Source organism: Stenotrophomonas sp. C-A (assembly GCF_054030835.1).
This window is the reverse complement of the sequence record NZ_CM132916.1, coordinates 3,959,398-3,976,713: the sequence shown is the minus strand read 5'-3', so window position 1 is coordinate 3,976,713 and position 17,316 is coordinate 3,959,398. Positions and strand designations below refer to the sequence as shown.

Here is a 17,316-nt window from a genome sequence, read left to right as displayed (position 1 = left end):
CGGTCAAGTTCGCAACTGAACTGTGATAGCCGCCACGCAATTTCACCTATCGAAACCGTTCACCACACGGCAGACTGCCTGCGCAGTAGCGCATATCCGCAGTTCCTGATCCCTTGTCCAGGAGTGCCGTATGTCCCGTGCCGTTCCGCGCGCTTTCCGTCCGCACCGCCTCACCGTTTCCGTGCTGCAGGCCCTGGCTGTCCCGTCCGTCATACTGCTGAGTGCCAGCGTCGCCTGGGCCGGCTGTAACAGCGCCGCCCCCGTCGCCGGCCAGACGGTCACCTGCGATGCCAATGCGCCGAACCCGCAGACTGTTCCCATCACCGCCAATGGCGCGGCCGGCATCACCATCAATATCGCCAGCACGGCACAACTGCAGCAGAGCGGTGGCAGCAGCGCGATTTCGCTTGTTGGTGCCGGTGGGCACCTGTTGTCCAACCTGGGCACGATCAGTGCGGTGGGCGGAGTGGCGGTCCAGCTCGGTGGCGGCAGCCGTGTCGAAAATGCGGGCAGCATTAGCACGGGCAACAACACCGCCCTGCAGTTCGTCGGTGCGGGCGACAGCGTTCTGGTCAACCGCGGAACGATCAGTGGCCGCACGGGTGTGCAGTTCGGTGCGGGCAACGACCGCCTGGAGATGCAGGCAGGCAGCATCTCCGGGGGCGTCCAGCAGGGCGATGGCAATGATGTGCTGCTGTTGAGCGGTGGCACGATCGACAGCGTCGACCAGGGCAGTGGCGATGACCAGATGACCGTCACCGGCGGCACCATCACCGGCCTGGTAGCGCAGGGCAGTGGCCGTGATGATTTCGTCATGAGTGGTGGCACGATCGGCGCGCTGCAGCAGGGCGACAACGTCGATACCTTCCGCATGAGCGGTGGCCGCATCATCGGCGCGTTCGAGGATGGCGACCAGGCCTGGATGACCGGTGGCCGCATCGGCCGCGTCAACATGAAGCTGGACAAGAACCTGTGGGACCAGTCCGGCGGCACCGTGGATGGCAACGTGGTGACCGGCTTCGACACCGACACGATCATCATCTCGGGTACGGCCTACGTCGGCGGCAACATCAGCGTCAGCGGTGGCAACGACAGCGTGACCATCACCGACGGCACCGTGCGTGGGCAGGTACTGCTCAGTACCGGCAATGACACCTTCAACTGGAAGGGTAGTGGCATCGTCTACGGCGCGATCGACATGGGCCCGGACAACGACGTGGCCAACCTCAGCAACCTCAACCAGGGCAACCTCGGTGCGGTGCCGCTGTTCGACGGTGGCGGTGGCATCGACCAGCTCAACCTGAGCAACGTCAAGACCACGGGCGTGGGCCGCTTCCAGAACTGGGAGGCGGTCAGCCTGGCCAACAGCACCGAGCTGAGCTTCGATGGTGATCTGGTGCTGGGCGACAACGGTAGCGGCACCGGCACGCTCACGGTGGATGACACCAGTACCGTCTACGCGGGCAGTGGGGGGCATGCCATCCGCCCATTCAACAGTGGTGCACTGGTGGAGATGGTCAATGCCGGGCGCATCGACCTGACCGGTACCGGCGCTGGCGACGTGTTCACCGTGCGTGGCAACTACCGCGGAGACGGTGGTGGCCTGTACCTGCGTACCGTGCTGGGCGCGGACAACTCCACCAGCGACCGTCTGGTGATCGACGGCGGTACTGCCACCGGGACCACCGGCATCGGCGTGCTCAATGCCGGCGGCAGCGGCGCTGCCACGCTGGCCGACGGCATCCTGGTGGTGCAGGCCTTGAATGGTGGCCGCACCGCGCCGGGCGCGTTCTCGCTGTTCGCACCGGTCGCGGCCGGTGCCTACGAGTATTTCCTGTTCAAGGGCGGTGTCAGTGCCGGTACCGGCGAGAACTGGTACCTGCGTTCGACGCTGGTGACCGGGCCGACGCCAGCACCCAACGGTGGCGGCAGCGTGACACCGCCACCGCTGACGCCTCCAGTGGCCCCACCGCCGCCGATCACCCCGGCACCGCCGCCGCCGCCCGAAGGCGCCAGCGATCCGGATCTGACCGCGGGCGAGACCGCGCCGCCGCCACCGCCACCGGAACCCGCGCCGGTGGCGCCACCCAGCGATCCGGCCGTGCCGGACGTGCCCGTGGCCGGCGGTGCACTGCCCGGAACCGGTGCGCCGCCGACGCCGGGTGCACGCCCCGGCGAGGGCGCAGTGGTGCCGCTGTATCGCGTGGAGACTGCCACCTATGCCGTGGTGCCGCCGCTCCTGCGCGAGACCTCGCTGGCCAGCCTCGGCACCTTCCACGAGCGGCAGGGCGAGCAGCGCCTGCTGTACAACCAGGGCGCATTCCGCACCGCCTGGGGCCGCTTGGTGGGTCAGAGCAGCGAGATCCATTGGAAGGGTGATGCGCAGCCGGGCTTCGATGGCGATGTGATGGGCCTGCAGGCTGGTCTCGACGTGTGGGCTGCGGCGTCTGACAACCACCGCAACCAGATCGGCGTATTCGTTGGCCGCACCCGCGCGCAGGGCAAGACCACCGGCCTGGCACTGGGCTGGGAGAACGTACAGGTGGGACAGAACCGCCTGGACGACAAGCACGTGGGCCTGTACTGGACGCTCACCGACAGCAGTGGTGGCTATATCGACGCCGTAGCGATGCAGAGCCGCTACGACGGCCGCGTGCGTTCCTCGCGTGGGCTCGGCTTCGGAATCAGCGGCGATGGCACCAGCGTGTCGGTGGAGGCCGGCAAACCGCTGCTGCACTTCGGTCAGTCCGCATGGTGGCTGGAGCCGCAGGTGCAGGTGATCTGGCAACGCACGTCGCTGGACGACCGCCGCGATGAGGTATCGAGCGTGCGCTTCGACAACGACAACGCCTGGACCGGCCGCATCGGCCTGCGTCTGGCCGGCGACTACCAGCTGGCCGACAACGGCTGGCAGCCGTATTTCAAGCTCAATTACTGGCATGGCCGCTCCGGCGAGGACCGCATCCGCTTCGACGACGACACGATCATCAATTCGCAGCGCTCACGCGCGCTCGAAGCCGGTGTGGGCGTGGTCGGGCGCTTCAACCGCACCATCAGTGCGTACGCGGTGGCCGACTACACGCGCGAGCTGGGCGGTGACCGCAACGAGAAGCGCCGCATCATCGAAGGCAACATCGGCTTGCGTGCGGACTGGTAGCGCGCGGTGCAGATGTCATGACCCGCTCTGGTGGGTGTCGACCTTGGTCGGCACGGTGCTTTCCGCCGCCATGACCTGCTCTGGTAGGTGCCGACCTTGGTCGGCACGAATCCCACCGACGCCATGACCTCCGCGCAGTCGAGCATAGGCTCGGCTCTACAACAGTGGTGCGCACGCATCCGGTTCCACCAGCGCCCCGGCATGATCGGCCAACACCACCACCGCATGCAGCAACCCTTCCTCCACCTGCGGCGGACACTGCGCCTGCGCATCGTCCGTCTCGCGCGCCGACTGTGCAGCCAGCAACACGCCGCCGCAGGCGGACAATGCGGCAAGGCAGCGCGTTGCCTCGGCCAGTTCCCGACCGCGCGCCTCGCTGAGTTGCCGCTCGCGCCACGGCTGACCATCGGCAGCGTGGCTGTGCGTGATGCCGCGCAACCGCGCGAAGAATGCGGACGGCGGCGCCTGTTCGTTGGCTTCGGTGAGCGCATCTTCCAATGCCTCGGCTACGGCATTGGAGAGCTGCAGGCCGGGCAACGCGGCGCCGAGCAGTGCCTGCAGGCGTGGATAGGTGGGGAAGGGTTTGTTCATGGCGGCAACCTCACGGAGCAAGGCCACCTGCGGCATGCAAGGTGGCGGGCGGTGCGGGTTGGCGTGCCGGTCAAAATCAAAGAGAAAAAAAGCCGACGGATCACGAGGATCCCCACGCACCGCCCGCCATAGGCGAGCCGGTGCATTGTCGTGATTGCCGCAACGACGGCAACCCGTTCTCTTTGATGTTTGATTCAGGACGCCAATCCCGGCCAGCGCAGGAGGCGCCGACGGAGGCAACCTTCTCGCGTTCTACATGGCAATGACATGGGCAAAGTTGCAATTTACTGATCGCGTGCACGCTGTCTTGCTGCAACCCGCGGCGGGGCCAGATACGACAGTTCGCGCATGGCGAAAGCCATCACCTGCGGGCTATGCTGTGCGCCTGCCTCAACGACAAGGAAACGTCACATGCAGGTTCGCAAGGGAGTGCGTCGCATTGGTGCGCTGGTGATCGCGCTGGTGGCTGCCAACGCCATGGCCGATACGCCCAAGGCAATCGAAGTGCCCTCACCGGAGGCGGAGGCCGAGATCCTCAACCTGCTTGAACGGCAGGCGCTGTATCGCGACCGGGTGGACTGGCCTGGAACCCGCACACGACTGCAATCGGTGCAGGGCGACCCCGTGAAGCGGCTGGCGTTACTGCGCGAAGCCATTGCGGTCAGCACGGGCAATCATGGCGTATGGACGACGACCCAGCGCCAGAGCGAATCCCTTGCGCGCGCGCAGCAGGTCGGCGCCGCCGCCGTGGAAAGGGCCAAGGCCGCCGATGCGGTGGATGCTCGCATCGGCTGGCTGGTCATCGAGGGATATGCCTCCACGCCCGGCGCGACGCCACAGGAAGCGTTCCGTCAGACCATCCAGCGCGCCGCGCGGTGGCAGCAGGTCATCCGCAGCAAGGACGACGGCATGCGCTGTGGCTGGATCGTCGACCTGCGTGACAACAGCGGTGGCAACATGTGGCCGATGCTGCTGGGCATGGCACCGCTGCTGCGCACCTCGGTGGTGAACAACGAAGATGTGGGGTCGTTCGAAACCGCACAGGGGCCGGAGCGCTGGACGTTGACCGCGACCGCCGTGCAGCGTGCAGGCAAGCCGGTGCTGGACTTCGGCCAGACCGGCTATGTGCTGCGGCAGCCTGGCGCGCCGGTGGCGGTGCTGTTCGGACCGCGTACCGGCAGTTCGGGCGAGGCCTCGGCACTGGCGTGGCGTGGCCGCGCGCAGACGCGCAGCTTCGGCCAGCCGACGGCAGGGGTCTCGACTGGCAACAACGTGCGCACACTGGCCGATGGCAGCCGCCTGTTGTTGACCACCACCGTGATGCGCGACCGCAATGATCGTGGTGATGGGTTGAAGATCGAGCCCGACCAGCGCATCGAGGGTGATCCGGCCACTTTGGCCGCCGCCCAAGCCTGGCTGCTGGCCCAACCCGCCTGCCAGGGCCGCTGATACATGTTGCTGATCGGCCAGCAGGAGCGGGTGGTGGTGGTCGGCCCAAGCGAAGCCCACCACTGCCTGCGCTGCCAGACGGAAACCAAGTTCGCGCCCCAGCTGCGCTACAAGATGGCGCGCATCGACCTGCTGTTCGGCCTCACCTACCATCGCCGTTATGAGCTGGCCTGCACCCGGTGCGGGCACGGCTGGGTGCTGGATACCGACACCATGGACCAGCAGCTGGGTGGGGTGCCGATCCCGTGGCGGCATCGCTTCGGCCTGCCACTGATGCTGGTGGTGGTGGCCGGTCTGGCGGCGTTGGGCTGGCTGTGGCGGCACGGATTCCTCGGTTGAGGACAGGGCCTGTTAAAGTCTGTCCTGCAATCACGTACCGGAACCGACCATGGACCACGACACCCCGTTCGAACCCCTCAACGACCTCGAGGAGCGCCTGCTGCAGGCCCAGGACGGCACGCTGACCGCAGCGCAGTTCCTCGATGGCCTGCTGACCTCGACGGCGTTCGTGCTGCTGGACAAGGCCATCGGTGAAGATGGCGCCTGGGACGAGAGCATCTCGCCGCTGGTGCTGACCAGCGAGAGCGGCGAGCCGATGTTCGCGGTGTTCACCGCCCCCGAGCGCGCGGGCCTGTGGCACGAGCAGCTGCCGCAGTTTGCGCATGCCATGCCGATCGCGGTGCACGCGCTGCTGGCCGGTATCGGCGACGGCGTCGGCCTGGTGCTGAACCCGGGCCTGGACGTGGGCATGGAGATGATTCCCGATGCGGTGGCGCAGCTGAAGCAGCGGGCTGCGGCGATCACCCGTGGGATGGCGCACTGATCCCGCGAGTGTCTGGTTGCCGGCCAGCGTCCGGCACTACCCGTGGTGCCGGACGGCGGCGATGGCTTGCAAGTGCGTCCTGTTCAATGGAGAGGAGCATCGTGGGCAGGCGTTCTAACCGATCGCTGTGGGTCTATGAGATCGGCCTTGTTGCGGGTTTGGCACTGGTAGCTGCGTTCATCACCCGGTTCAATCCGGTGGAGACACTCCGGCTGGGTGGATGGCTGTTCCTCTTGATGCAACCCATCTTGTTGGGTGCTCATGCTGTCGACCACTTCTCGCGTAAGCGTCGTCGATAGACGGGCGATCGGTGCCGGCCAGCAGCCGGCATCACCAGGTGCTTCAGCGGGCGGCGGCGATGGCTTTCACCCGCGCCTTGGCCAGCGCCTCGCCAATGGCCGGCCCCTTCAGGTGCGTCGTATCCAGATCCCGCGCCTGCACTGACAACGCCGCCTGGTGCAGGCGCTTCAGCGTTTCGCCCTGCGGGTAGTCGGCGTCCTCGAAGCCGAGCCGCCCGCGCTTGTCGGCCTCGCAGCACAGTGCGATGCGGGCCACGCGCTCCGGCCGACGCAACGCATCACAGCGGCCCAGTAGTTCCAGCACGGTGGCATCGCGCAGTTCGTCGATGCGGTGCACGTTCAAGTGCTCGCGGCACACCGCTTCGGCCAGCTGCTGGTGCTCGGTGGGAATCTTCAACCGCGCGCACAATGCCTTCAGCGGTTTGATGCCGCGCTGCTCGTGCATGATGTGGCGCGGCCATTCCTCCGGCGGTGTCAGGCCCTTGCCGAGGTCGTGGGTGAGGGCAGCGAAGCCGACCAGGTCATCGCCCGGCGCCAGCCTGGCAGCCATGTCGCTGACCATTTCCTGGTGGATGCCGGTGTCGACTTCCGGGTGGAATTCGGCACGCTGCGGCACGCCGTACAGCGCTTCCAGCTCGGGCAGGATCGGACCCAGCGCCTGCGCATCGTGCAGTGTGCGCAGGAACGCGGAGGGCCGCTCACTGACCAGCGCCTTGCGCAGCTCCTGCCAGACGCGCTCGGGCACCAGCGCGTCCAGCTCGCCACTGGCGGCGACCTCGCGCATCAGTGCCATGGTCTCATCGGCGACGGTAAAGCCCAGCGATGCAAACCGCGCCATGAAACGGGCCGCGCGCAGTACGCGCAGCGGATCTTCCACGAACGCAGGGCCGACATGGCGCAGCACGCGTTGCTCGATATCGCGCACACCGCCGTAGGGATCGACCAGCGTGCCGGTGTCTTCGTCGCAGGCAATCGCGTTGATGGTGAAGTCACGGCGCTGCAGGTCCTCTTCCAGCGTCACCGCCGGATCGGCATCGACCACGAAGCCGCGGTAGCCACGGCCGGATTTGCGCTCGGTGCGCGCCAGCGCGTATTCCTCACCGGTCTTCGGATGCAGGAACACCGGGAAATCGCGGCCGACTGCGGTGTAGCCCTGCGCTTCCATCTGCGCAGGCGTGGCGCCGACCACCACCCAGTCGCGGTCGCCGGCAGAGCGCTGCAGCAGGCGGTCGCGCACGGCGCCGCCGACAAGATAGATCTTCATGGGGGGATGATCGCATGGCCGGCCCAGATGTTCCGGCACGACCGATGCAGAGCCATCACGGCAGGCCGCGCCACTCCGGCACGAACAGGCCGGCCAGGAACCACAGGCCGTAGACGATCCACAGGCAGAGGAAATACAGCTTGATCTGCGCTTCGTCCCACAGGCTGCCCCAGCTGTCGACGAAGGCCAGCGACTTCCAGCCTTCCATCCAGGCCGCGCCACCCCAGCGCAGCACCCAGGTGGCGAACAGGCTCCAGGCGGCGAATATCCCGATCCAGGCCAGCAGGCTCATTGTTTTCCCCTCCCCTGGGTGATCATGTAGAGCCGAGCCCATGCTCGGCTCATCGTGTGGCAACGCGACCGGAACGAACCGCAGCCGAGCATGGGCTCGGCTCTACAGATGCAGTGCGATCAATCGCCGCCCTGGTCGGCGTTGGCCGCGCAGCTGAAGCTCTTGCGCTTGTCCACCAGACGGCCCATCAGGCGGTCACTCAGCGGCAGCGCATCGCCATTGAGGCGCCAGTCGTAGATCACGCTGAAGGCCAGCACACGCGCGACGTATTCGCGGGTTTCCTTGTAGCTGATCGTCTCGATCCACAGGTCCGGATCAAAGCCCGGGCGCTGGCCCTGCCAGCGTGCGGTCGGGGTCGGGCCGGCGTTGTAGGCGGCGATGGTCACGTACGGCAGGCCATCGTACTTGTTCATCAGCTGGCGCAGGTAGGCGGTGCCGATGGCAATGTTGGTGTCCGGGTCGTAGAGGCTGTCGGCACCGCCGTAGCCGGTCAGGCCGATCGACTTGGCCACACCGGCACCGGTGGCCGGCAGCACCTGCATCAGGCCCATGGCGTTGGCAGGCGAGCGCGCACGCGGAGTGAAGGTGCTCTCGGCGCGGATTTCCGCCGCTACCCAGGCCGGATCGATCGCGTTGCGTGCCGATTCGCGGCGGATGGTGGCGTCGTGGTGCAGCGGGAAACGCAGGTCGTACAGGCGCTGTTCCTGCGGCTGCTTGCCGAGCGCGAACACGGCGCGGTCGAACCAGCCGTTGTCCTGCGCCACGCGTACCGCCAGGCGGCGCTGGGTGTCATCGAAGCGCGACAGCGCGCTGTTCCATTCGGCCACGGCCCAGCCGGCGCGGTCGATCTGGTACAGCGCCATCGCGCGCTGGATGGCCGGATCGCGCGCGACCACTGCCTGTGCCTGCGCGCTGTCATTCGGCTTCCACGGGCACAGGGTGTAGCCCTGCTGCAGCTTGTCGGCGGCCAGGAAACCGTGGAAGGTGGGGGCACGCGCCGCATCGCGGAACAACGGCTGCGCCTGTTGGGCCTGCCCGGTCTTCTCCAGCATGCGGCCTTCGAAGTAGCGCCAGCGCGGGTCGCTGCGCTGCTTGCTGGCCATCTTGCGGATCGCGGTCAGCGCCGCCGGCCAGTCACCGCGCGACATCGCTTCGCGCACGCGCCATTCGTGCAGGCGTTCGTCATACGCCGATTCCGGCACCGCGTTGAGGCGGCGCGCCGAATCGGGCAGGTAGGAAGCCACCGTCCACAGTGCGATCTGGTACAGCACCTGGCCCTGCTGCTCGGCACTCAGGCCCAGCGCCTGGGCATACTGCGGCAGCTGCTGTTCGGTGGCGGCCGGGTCGGCCTTGGCCAGCTTGGCCAGGCCATCGGTGGCGATGCGCCGGCTGCGCTCGTTGCGCGGCCAGTTCAGGGCGCTGGCATTGGGCCTGTCGACAAAGGCGGCGTAGGTGTTCGCCAGCGCCAACTCGGTGGCAGGCAGGCCACGTGCAGCGCTGCGCATCACGGCCGGCTGCTGGGCGTCGGCGGCGGCATCGATGCGTTCCCAGCGCAGGGCGTCGCTCAGGCCACCTTGCGCCTGCAGCACGGCGAAAACGGCATCACAGCCGTCCGGCAGCGACTTGCCGTTCTTGCGCCACAGATCCTGCGCTTCACTGATCCACTGCGGATCGACCTTGCCCGTCACCTGGCGCGCGGTCAGCTGCGCACAGCGCAGGCCGGCGTTGTCGGTGGGGACCCAGTTGGCGAGCAGGGTAGGCCAGTCCTGGCGGCGTGCGACCGAGGGCAGCCACACGCTGCGGAACGTGCTGGCCACGGCCTGGCCGTCATAGCGCTTGAGGAAGGCCTGTGCCTGCGCGGTATCGACGGTGTCGATGTTGCGGCGCAGGTTGGCGTACTCCAGCCATCCGTAAGCCGGATGGCGGCTGAGTGCAGCGGCCTGGCCGGGATCGAACTGGCCGCGTTCGGCGGCAGCGATCGCAGCCTTCAGCTGCGCGTTCTGGGCGTCGAGGGACTGGGCGTTGGCGCAGCCGATCAGCAGCGTGGTGGCCAAGGGCAGCAGGGACAGGGCAGTTGAAGTGCGTCGGGTCATGGCGACCAGCATAGCGGGCGATGGCTGAATTCAGTTTCGCATTGCGTGCACGCCGAGCGTCGGCAACGACAGCTGAATGACCCCGCGCAGGCCACTGCCGCAGCGGATGGGAGGCGTCGTAACGTCGGCCTTGGGCGAACGGCCCGGCTGCAGGGAGCGGCACATGGCGTTCAGTAGCGCAGGAAGAAGCGGACCGCTGGCGGACATCAATGTCACGCCACTGGTGGATGTGATGCTGGTGCTGTTGATCATCTTCATCGTGACCGCGCCGATCGTGGCCCGGCCGATTGCCGTGCAATTGCCGCAGGCCACCGATCGGGTGGTCGACCGTCCCGAACCGCCACCGCCGATCGAGCTGCGCCTGGACGCTGCCAACCAGCTCAGCTGGAATGGCCAGCCGATGGCGATCGGCGAACTGCAGGCGCGCCTGCAGGCACAGGCGGGTGAACATGCCGGCAACCTGCCGGAGCTGCGCATCGCCACCGATCCGGCGGCCGAGTACGAAGGCATGGCGCGGATATTGGCTGCGGCCGAAGCCACTGGCATGGAGCGCATTGCTTTCGTGCGATAGCGTATCTAAACCGCCGCTCATGGGGAGATTGCGACATGAGCGGCGGATGAGGGTGTCAGTATTGCTGGCAGTAGACTGTGCGACCATCCCAGCTGCACGAGATGCGGCTGCTGCTTCCGCGCTGGACGGGGACTCCATACATCTGTGCGGATCTGACCCAGTTGTCCAGGTCGCCATGCTGGCCGAAATAGTATTGTCCGGCGTACGAAGGGGCGGAGATCGGGTCGGCGATGGATTCGTCAGGAACCTTGTTGCCTGTGCTGTCGCGACTTTCGCCCTTCTGATACTTCGCTTCGGCAACGTTGTCCGGTGTTACTCGATAAAGCGTCTTCGATCCGTCACGCCATGTGATCATTATTGTTATGGATCCGCCACCTTTGAGGCCTGCCCAGTTCAGGGCCGCTTGTTGAATCGAGAGCGCAATACTGTTCCAGGTTGGGCTTCCCGTATTGGCTCCTGCCAGTTCTGTGGCTAGATACTGGCCAAGTCGGGTTCGCAGTGTGGCTGAGGCGACGATGTCAAAGGTATTGGAGGACTTGTAAGACTCGGGGAACCTCACTCCATTGGAGTTTCCGGGGTTGTCTGGATGCAGCACGACCACTGATCCGCCTCCTGCCATCGCGTGGGCCCCTTCAGGTGGCCCTCGAAAGGCTGACGTCGAATCCAGAATCCGTAGGAAGGCCATTTGAATCTGTGCGGGAACCGGTGTCGAAAGTGCGCGCCACTTTCTGATCTCGCGATCATATTCAACTTCGAAGGCGCTCAGTCGGGCTTTTTCGAAGTCCATTACAACCGCCAACCCGGAGCCTGACATCAGGGCTGCATCTTTGGGAGAGGCACAGTTGTTGCATTCAATCAGGCCCCCCGCTCTCGATTCGCTTGTAGGGAACAGAAGCAATGCCGTGACAACCGCGACATGGATCATGACGGTGATTGTTTTCACAATTGAGCCTCATGAGAATGACTGGGGCTCTCAGTCTCACCTTGGTTGGCCCCGGAAATTCGTTTGACGGGCAGTTTTCAAACTATTCCTAAGCGTTGTCTGAATTTGCTTCGTAGATTCAAGCTGGTCGATGCATGTGGCTCTGTCATCGAGATGGCAGCAGCCAAAAGAGCAGCCATTGAGTGCCTCAGGTTCGCACGGTGATCCCGGCGATCTGCAGTCCGTCATTGCAAGGGCTCCTGCCTATGGATTACTCGCCATCTTGGTATGAGTTCCAGCTCAAATGCGATCTGTTCGACGCCGTCAACCGACGGCAACGGCGATGATCATGCTGCCGATGGCACCGGCGCATTGTCGTTGGACGGATCGGCAAGAGCACTTGCCCAATTGCGGGAAAGCCGGGAAGCCGCTGTCGCAGCCTGCATCAAGGCTGCCTGCGGTGAACAGTATCGTCCGGTCATAACCTGCAGCTATCTGACGCAATCGGCCTGCAATTACGTCAATTCCGCGTGAAAGAGTGTCGATCATCACGCCGCGATTTTTACCACTTGTTTACAAAGGAGACGGCGCCGCCATGCAGGGAGGGAGTGCGGCGGCCCATGTCCCGACATTCCTTTGGAGAGAGAGCGAATGAATCACCTGCACCACCGCCCTTTGGCGGTTGCCGTCGCGCTGTGCGTGATGACCCTGGCACCGTTGGGTGCCGCTGCACAATCCACCACCAACCTGGATGCGGTGGAAGTCACCGGTACCCGCATCAAGCGCGCTGAGGTGGAGGGCCAGGTGCCGATCCAGACGCTGACGCGCGGCGATATCGAACGCACCGGCCTGACCTCGATCGGCGAAGTGCTGCAGCAGCTCACCGGTTCCGGTTCGGCGCTCAACGCCAAGTTCAACTCGTCCGGCAACTTCGGCTTCCCGCCCGATGGCAGTGGTGTAGGTGCCGGCTCGGCGCAGGTGGACCTGCGCCACCTGGGCGCCAAGCGCGTGCTCGTGCTGGTTGACGGCATCCGCTGGGTCAATGAGTCCTCCGCATCCGGCGTCGGCTCGGCCACCGATCTCAATACCATTCCGCTGGCCATCGTCGAGCGCATCGAAGTGCTGGAAGATGGCGCGTCGTCGCTGTACGGCTCCGATGCCATTGCCGGCGTGGTCAACATCATCACCCGCCGTGACTTCGATGGCGGCCAGGTGACCCTGAACTATGGCGAGTACAGCAAGGGCGATGGCACGCAGAAGGGCGTGGACCTGGCCTGGGGCAAGAGCGGCGACCGCTTCAGCCTGTTCCTGGGCGCCAGCTGGACCAAGCAGGATCCGGTGTTTGCCAAGGACCGCGAGCAGTCGCGCTTCCCGATTCCCGGCACCGGGCTGGCGTTCGGCAGCGGTGGCATTCCGCAGGGTCGTTTCATGTTCACCGACCCGAACACCGGCGCGGTGCAGAACATCGTTCCCAATACCGGCGTGAGCAACCCGCGCTACGACGGCAGCGCCGGCTGCGCGCGCACCGATGACTATCACTGCTTCACCAGCGCCGACCGGTTCAATTTCGCCGAGTACAACATGGTGCTGACGCCCTCGGAGCGTAAGGGCCTGTTCGGCCAGTTCCGCTTCGACATCACCGACAACGTGCAGTGGTACGTCAAGGCACTGGGCAACCGTCGTGAGTCGACCAACCAGGCCGGCCCGGAGCCGCTGTTCTTCGGCCCCGATGGTGCCACCGGCAATCCACTGGCCGACAACATCACCGTGTCCGCGCGCAATCCGTACAACCCGTTCGGCTTCGACCTGGTCTCGGGTGACAACCTGAGCCTGATCGGCCGCCGCCCGGTGGAAGGCGGCGCGCGCGTGTTCAAGCAGGAAGTGGACACCACGTATTTCGCCACCGGCTTCGTCGGCAACTTCCAGGCGGCTGACCGCAGCTGGTACTGGGACGTCAACGGCATGTACAGCAAGAACAAGGCCGAACAGACCAACTACGGCAGCTACAACATCTACAACGTCAACATGGCGCTGGGCGATCCGTCGGTCTGTGCGGCGACGCCGGGCTGCGTGCCGCTGAACATCTTCGGCGGTGTCGGTTCGATCACCCCGGACATGCTGAAGTGGATCCAGCCGGTGGTGCGTGACCGCAGCCAGAACGAACTGAGCCTGTTCACCGCCAACCTGTCCAGCGACCTGTTCACGCTGCCGGCCGGCCCGGTGTCGTTCGCTACCGGCTTCGAGTATCGCAAGTACGAGGGTTCGTACCAGCCCGATCCGCTGACGGTGGCCGGCCACTACAACGGCGTGCCGTCGCAGCCGACCTCGGGCTCCTATGACGTCAACGAGGCGTATCTGGAGTTGAGCGTGCCGATCTTCGCCGATTCGACCTTCGGCAAGAAGCTGGACCTGAGCCTGGCCGGGCGCTACTCGGACTACTCCACCTTCGGTGGTGAATTCACGCCCAAGTACGGCCTGCGCTGGCAGGTGACCGATGACTTCGTGCTGCGCACGACCTATGCCGAAGGCTTCCGTGCACCATCGATCGGTGAGCTGTACGGCTCGGCCGCGCGTGCCGACCTGCAGCTGTTCGATCCGTGCTCGGTGGGCCTGGGCGGTACGCCGCCGCGTGGCAGCGCGGCCAACTGTGCTGCGCTGGGCGTACCGGCCGGGTTCCAGCAGGCCAACTCGCAGATCTCGGTGACCACTGGCGGCAACCGCGAGCTGGATCCGGAACGCTCGCGCAGCTTCAGCGCAGGCTTCGTGTGGAGCCCATGGTTTGGCAGCAACAGTTCGTGGTCGGAGCGCTTCGATGTGGAAGTGACCTTCTACCGCCATGCCATCGACGGCGCGATCCAGGCAATCAACGCGCAGACCCAGCTGGACCTGTGCGTGGACACGCTGGACCCGATCTACTGCAACGGCATCACCCGTGCCAGCACCGGTGCGGTCAGCAGCTTCAACAACCGCCTGACCAATCTGGGTTCGATCAAGACCGATGGCTGGGATGTGGATCTGTTCTGGACGTTGCCGCAGAGCTCGATCGGCCAGTTCAAGCTGGGCTGGAAGAACACCTTCGTGGGTCGCTACGAAGCCACCGGTGCGGCGGGCCAGAAGCAGCCGCAGAAGCCGGGCGTGGAAGTGGCCGACAGCTCGATTCCGGAATGGACCAGCAATGCCAGCATCGGCTGGACGCTGGATCGCTGGAGCGCCAACTGGACCGTGCGGCATATCTCCGAACTGACCGAAAACTGCGGTGACGCTTCCGTGTTCCCGGTCTGCAGCAACCAGGCTGCGGGCACCAATACGCTGTCGGCCACCACCTTCCATGACATGCAGGTGGGCTACAAGATCGACTGGATGAAGGGGCTGCAGCTGACGGCCGGCCTGAACAACGTGTTCGACAAGGATCCGCCGATCTGCCTGTCGTGTTCGTTGAACGGTTACGACGCCTCGACCTATGACATCCCGCGTGGCCGCTACTGGTACCTGCGCGCGGACCTGCGCTTCTGATGTAACGGTGGCAGTGCCGGTCAGTTCCGGCGCCGCCTTGCTGGTGTAGAGCCGAGCCCACGCTCGGCTCAGAGAATCAGCCGAGCGTGGGCTCGGCTCTACAGGTGCGGGGCGATCGTGCCCCGCGCCTGATCAGAACGCCCAGGTGAACGTCAGCGAGCCATTGCGGCCGTCGCCGTATGCACCGTAGCCGGTGATCTGCGAGTAGTACTTCTTGTCGAGCAGGTTGTTGAGGTTGGCCTGCACGCTGAACTCCGGCGAGATGCGGTAGCGCACGAAGGCACTGACCAGCGCATAGCCTTCCTGTTCGAAGCGGCCCACCACCGGTGCGGCGTAGTAGATGCGGTTCTGCCAGTTGGCACCGCCACCGACGGTCAGCGCCTGCAGCGACTGCGGGGTGTAGCTGGTGAACAGCTTCAATGCGGTCTGCGGCAGGTTGGTGTTGATGTCGGCGCCGTTGATGTCCTTTGCCACATAGCGCGAAGCACCGAAGGTCGCGTTCCAGCCGGGTGCCAGTTCGCCGTTCACTTCGAACTCGAAGCCACGGCTGACGGTACCGCGTGCAGCGATCGAGGCGAATTCACCCGGGCGGCCGATGATCGGCTCGCTGGTGACCTGGGCGACGTTGTCCTGCTCGATGCGGAACACCGCCAGCGAGGCGTTCAGACGGTTGTCGAACCAGGCGCCCTTGACGCCCACCTCGTAGCTCTTGCCGTCTACCGGATCGAGATAACGGCCGTTGCGGTCGCGCGCGGTCTGCGGCTGGAAGATCTCGGTGTAGCTGGCGTACGCGGAGTAGGTGTCGTTGATGTCATACACCAGGCCGGCGTACGGGGTGGTCACCTTGTGTTCGCGGTCGTCGTTCTCGCCTTCGCTCTTCCAGTTGGTGTAGCGCGCACCGAGGATCAGCTTCAGCGGATCAGCCAGCGACAGACGGGTGGCGGCATAGCCGGCCTTCTGGGTGATGGTGCCCTGGCTGGCCAGCGCCAGCGGGTTCCAGTTCGGCTGGGCGATGTTGCCGGTCCAGTCGAGATAGGAGCTGAAGGGGTTCCAGCCGGTGCCGGGGCCGCCCATCTGGAAGTCACCGTAGTTGGCGAACTCGCGCTTGTTGTAGCTCAGGCCGGCCATGAACTGGTGTTCGCGGCCGAACAGCTGGAACGGACCGTCGATGTAGCCATCAATGCCGTCGACCTTGCGCTCGGTGTTGTAGAAGCCGGCCATCGGCGTGACGCCTGTGCCCGTGGCCTTGTCGAACGCGGTGTAGGCCGGATAGAACAGCTTGTCATCGGCCTTGGTGCGGTCGTGGGTGGCGCCGATCTTGAACTTCCAGCCATTGCTGAAGGCGTGCTGCAGGGTGGCGAACGGACGCTTGCTGGTGGTATCCCAGTAGGTCCAATCCGGCGACGGATTGAACGAGGTCGGATAGTTCGTCGGGCTGCCATCGGCGTACCACATCGGGAAGCCGCCCCAGGTCGCGCCATTGGCGCGCTTCTGCTGGTAGTCGTAGCCCACGCTCAGCTGCGTATCCGGGGTCAGGTCGGCGTCGATGACGGCGTAGCCCAGCGTCTTGCGCTGGTTGTAGCGGTCCATCTGGCCATCGGTGTCCAGGTAGCTGCCGATCACCCGGCCGCGCACCGTGCCACTGGCGTTGAGCGCGCTGCCCACGTCCACGGTGGTGCGGGTGCGGCCCCAGCTGCCGACGTTCACCGAGACGCTGCCGGTCAGTTCGGCGCTGTCGGCATGCTTGCGGATCAGGTTCACCGACGCCGACGGATTGCCGGCACCGCTGAGCAGGCCGGTGGCACCGCGCACCACTTCAACGCGGTCATACAGCGCCAGGTCCAGGCCGGAATCGCCGTAGCTCCAGTTCTGCACCATCTGCGTCGGCAGGCCGTCGAACTGGTAGGCATCGATGTAGAAGCCGCGCGCGTAGAACTCGGTGCGCTCGCTGTCGGACTGGGTGCTGGTGACGCCGGTGGTGTTGGCCAGCACGTCGATGATGTCGTCCAGCTTCTGATCTTCGATGCGCTGGTGGCTGATGATGCTGACCGACTGCGGGATCTCGCGCGGCGCCAGATCGAAGCGGGTACCGGCCGAGGTGCGGTGCACCGAGTAGCCTTCGGCGCGTTCGCCCTTGACGACGACCTTGTCCAGCGTGGTCGGGTCGGCGGCGGTGTCGGCGAAGGCGGCCGGGGCCACGGCGCAGAGAACGGCGAGCACGGCAACGGACAGCCGCTGCGGCGGCGGGGTACGGAAGGCGGAACGGTTCATGGGGGTCCTGGGCGAGCACGCGCGATCGGCCGGCATCCAGGAGGCGAGGCGCTACGGGTAGGGAGAGGACG

At 65.6% G+C, this 17,316-nt stretch carries 13 protein-coding genes; 7 read left to right on the top strand and 6 right to left on the bottom strand.

All coding sequences use genetic code 11. The annotated features are described in order from the left end of the window. Positions 1-130: 130 nt before the first annotated feature. Positions 131-3,157: an autotransporter family protein gene (locus ACW5IY_RS18465; protein WP_049434244.1), complete on the top strand. Its 3,027-nt coding sequence runs from the start codon at positions 131-133 to the stop codon at positions 3,155-3,157. Positions 3,158-3,313: 156 nt separating this feature from the next. Here ACW5IY_RS18465 and ACW5IY_RS18460 read toward each other — a convergent pair whose 3' ends face one another. Beyond that, complete coding sequence (locus tag ACW5IY_RS18460) at positions 3,314-3,748, bottom strand: hypothetical protein (protein ID WP_049434283.1); 435 nt, start codon at positions 3,746-3,748, stop codon at positions 3,314-3,316. Positions 3,749-4,159: 411 nt separating this feature from the next. Between ACW5IY_RS18460 and ACW5IY_RS18455 the strand changes: the two genes are divergently transcribed. From ACW5IY_RS18455 to ACW5IY_RS18445, 3 genes are read left to right on the top strand one after another with little or no spacing between them, the layout of a single operon-like run. Further along, positions 4,160-5,197, top strand: a complete 1,038-nt coding sequence (locus tag ACW5IY_RS18455; protein WP_049434243.1) for a S41 family peptidase — start codon at positions 4,160-4,162, stop codon at positions 5,195-5,197. 3 nt (positions 5,198-5,200) lie between these two features. After that, the gene (locus ACW5IY_RS18450; protein ID WP_049434241.1) at positions 5,201-5,536 is read left to right on the top strand and encodes a hypothetical protein; all 336 of its coding nucleotides are present in this window, start codon (positions 5,201-5,203) and stop codon (positions 5,534-5,536) included. 49 nt (positions 5,537-5,585) lie between these two features. After that, positions 5,586-6,020, top strand: a complete 435-nt coding sequence (locus ACW5IY_RS18445) for an SseB family protein (protein WP_049434238.1) — start codon at positions 5,586-5,588, stop codon at positions 6,018-6,020. Between the two features lie 342 nt (positions 6,021-6,362). Here ACW5IY_RS18445 and ACW5IY_RS18440 read toward each other — a convergent pair whose 3' ends face one another. The 3 genes from ACW5IY_RS18440 to ACW5IY_RS18430 all read right to left on the bottom strand — a co-directional run bounded on the left by ACW5IY_RS18440 (position 6,363) and on the right by ACW5IY_RS18430 (position 9,980). Continuing rightward, the gene (locus ACW5IY_RS18440; RefSeq protein WP_049434235.1) at positions 6,363-7,583 is read right to left on the bottom strand and encodes a multifunctional CCA addition/repair protein; all 1,221 of its coding nucleotides are present in this window, start codon (positions 7,581-7,583) and stop codon (positions 6,363-6,365) included. 55 nt (positions 7,584-7,638) lie between these two features. Then, entirely contained in the window at positions 7,639-7,875 is a 237-nt protein-coding gene (locus ACW5IY_RS18435) for a hypothetical protein (protein ID WP_049429401.1), read from the bottom strand. 119 nt (positions 7,876-7,994) lie between these two features. Then, positions 7,995-9,980 carry a transglycosylase SLT domain-containing protein gene (locus ACW5IY_RS18430; RefSeq protein WP_049434233.1) on the bottom strand — a complete coding sequence of 662 codons (1,986 nt, stop codon included), beginning with the start codon at positions 9,978-9,980 and terminating at the stop codon, positions 7,995-7,997. 151 nt (positions 9,981-10,131) lie between these two features. Here ACW5IY_RS18430 and ACW5IY_RS18425 point away from each other — a divergent pair, with 151 nt between their 5' ends. Next, complete coding sequence (locus ACW5IY_RS18425; RefSeq protein WP_019338425.1) at positions 10,132-10,539, top strand: ExbD/TolR family protein; 408 nt, start codon at positions 10,132-10,134, stop codon at positions 10,537-10,539. 55 nt (positions 10,540-10,594) lie between these two features. Here the strand turns inward: ACW5IY_RS18425 and ACW5IY_RS18420 are convergent, their stop codons facing one another. Then, positions 10,595-11,482 (bottom strand): hypothetical protein, encoded by an 888-nt coding sequence (locus tag ACW5IY_RS18420; protein WP_152906195.1) that lies wholly within the window; start codon positions 11,480-11,482, stop codon positions 10,595-10,597. Positions 11,483-11,749: 267 nt separating this feature from the next. Between ACW5IY_RS18420 and ACW5IY_RS18415 the strand changes: the two genes are divergently transcribed. Beyond that, entirely contained in the window at positions 11,750-11,995 is a 246-nt protein-coding gene (locus ACW5IY_RS18415; protein ID WP_152906625.1) for a hypothetical protein, read from the top strand. Between the two features lie 117 nt (positions 11,996-12,112). Beyond that, positions 12,113-14,974 carry a TonB-dependent receptor gene (locus tag ACW5IY_RS18410; RefSeq protein WP_049434229.1) on the top strand — a complete coding sequence of 954 codons (2,862 nt, stop codon included), beginning with the start codon at positions 12,113-12,115 and terminating at the stop codon, positions 14,972-14,974. Positions 14,975-15,106: 132 nt separating this feature from the next. Here ACW5IY_RS18410 and fhuE read toward each other — a convergent pair whose 3' ends face one another. Further along, the gene (gene fhuE, locus ACW5IY_RS18405; RefSeq protein ID WP_049434227.1) at positions 15,107-17,245 is read right to left on the bottom strand and encodes a ferric-rhodotorulic acid/ferric-coprogen receptor FhuE; all 2,139 of its coding nucleotides are present in this window, start codon (positions 17,243-17,245) and stop codon (positions 15,107-15,109) included. Positions 17,246-17,316 lie beyond the last annotated feature (71 nt).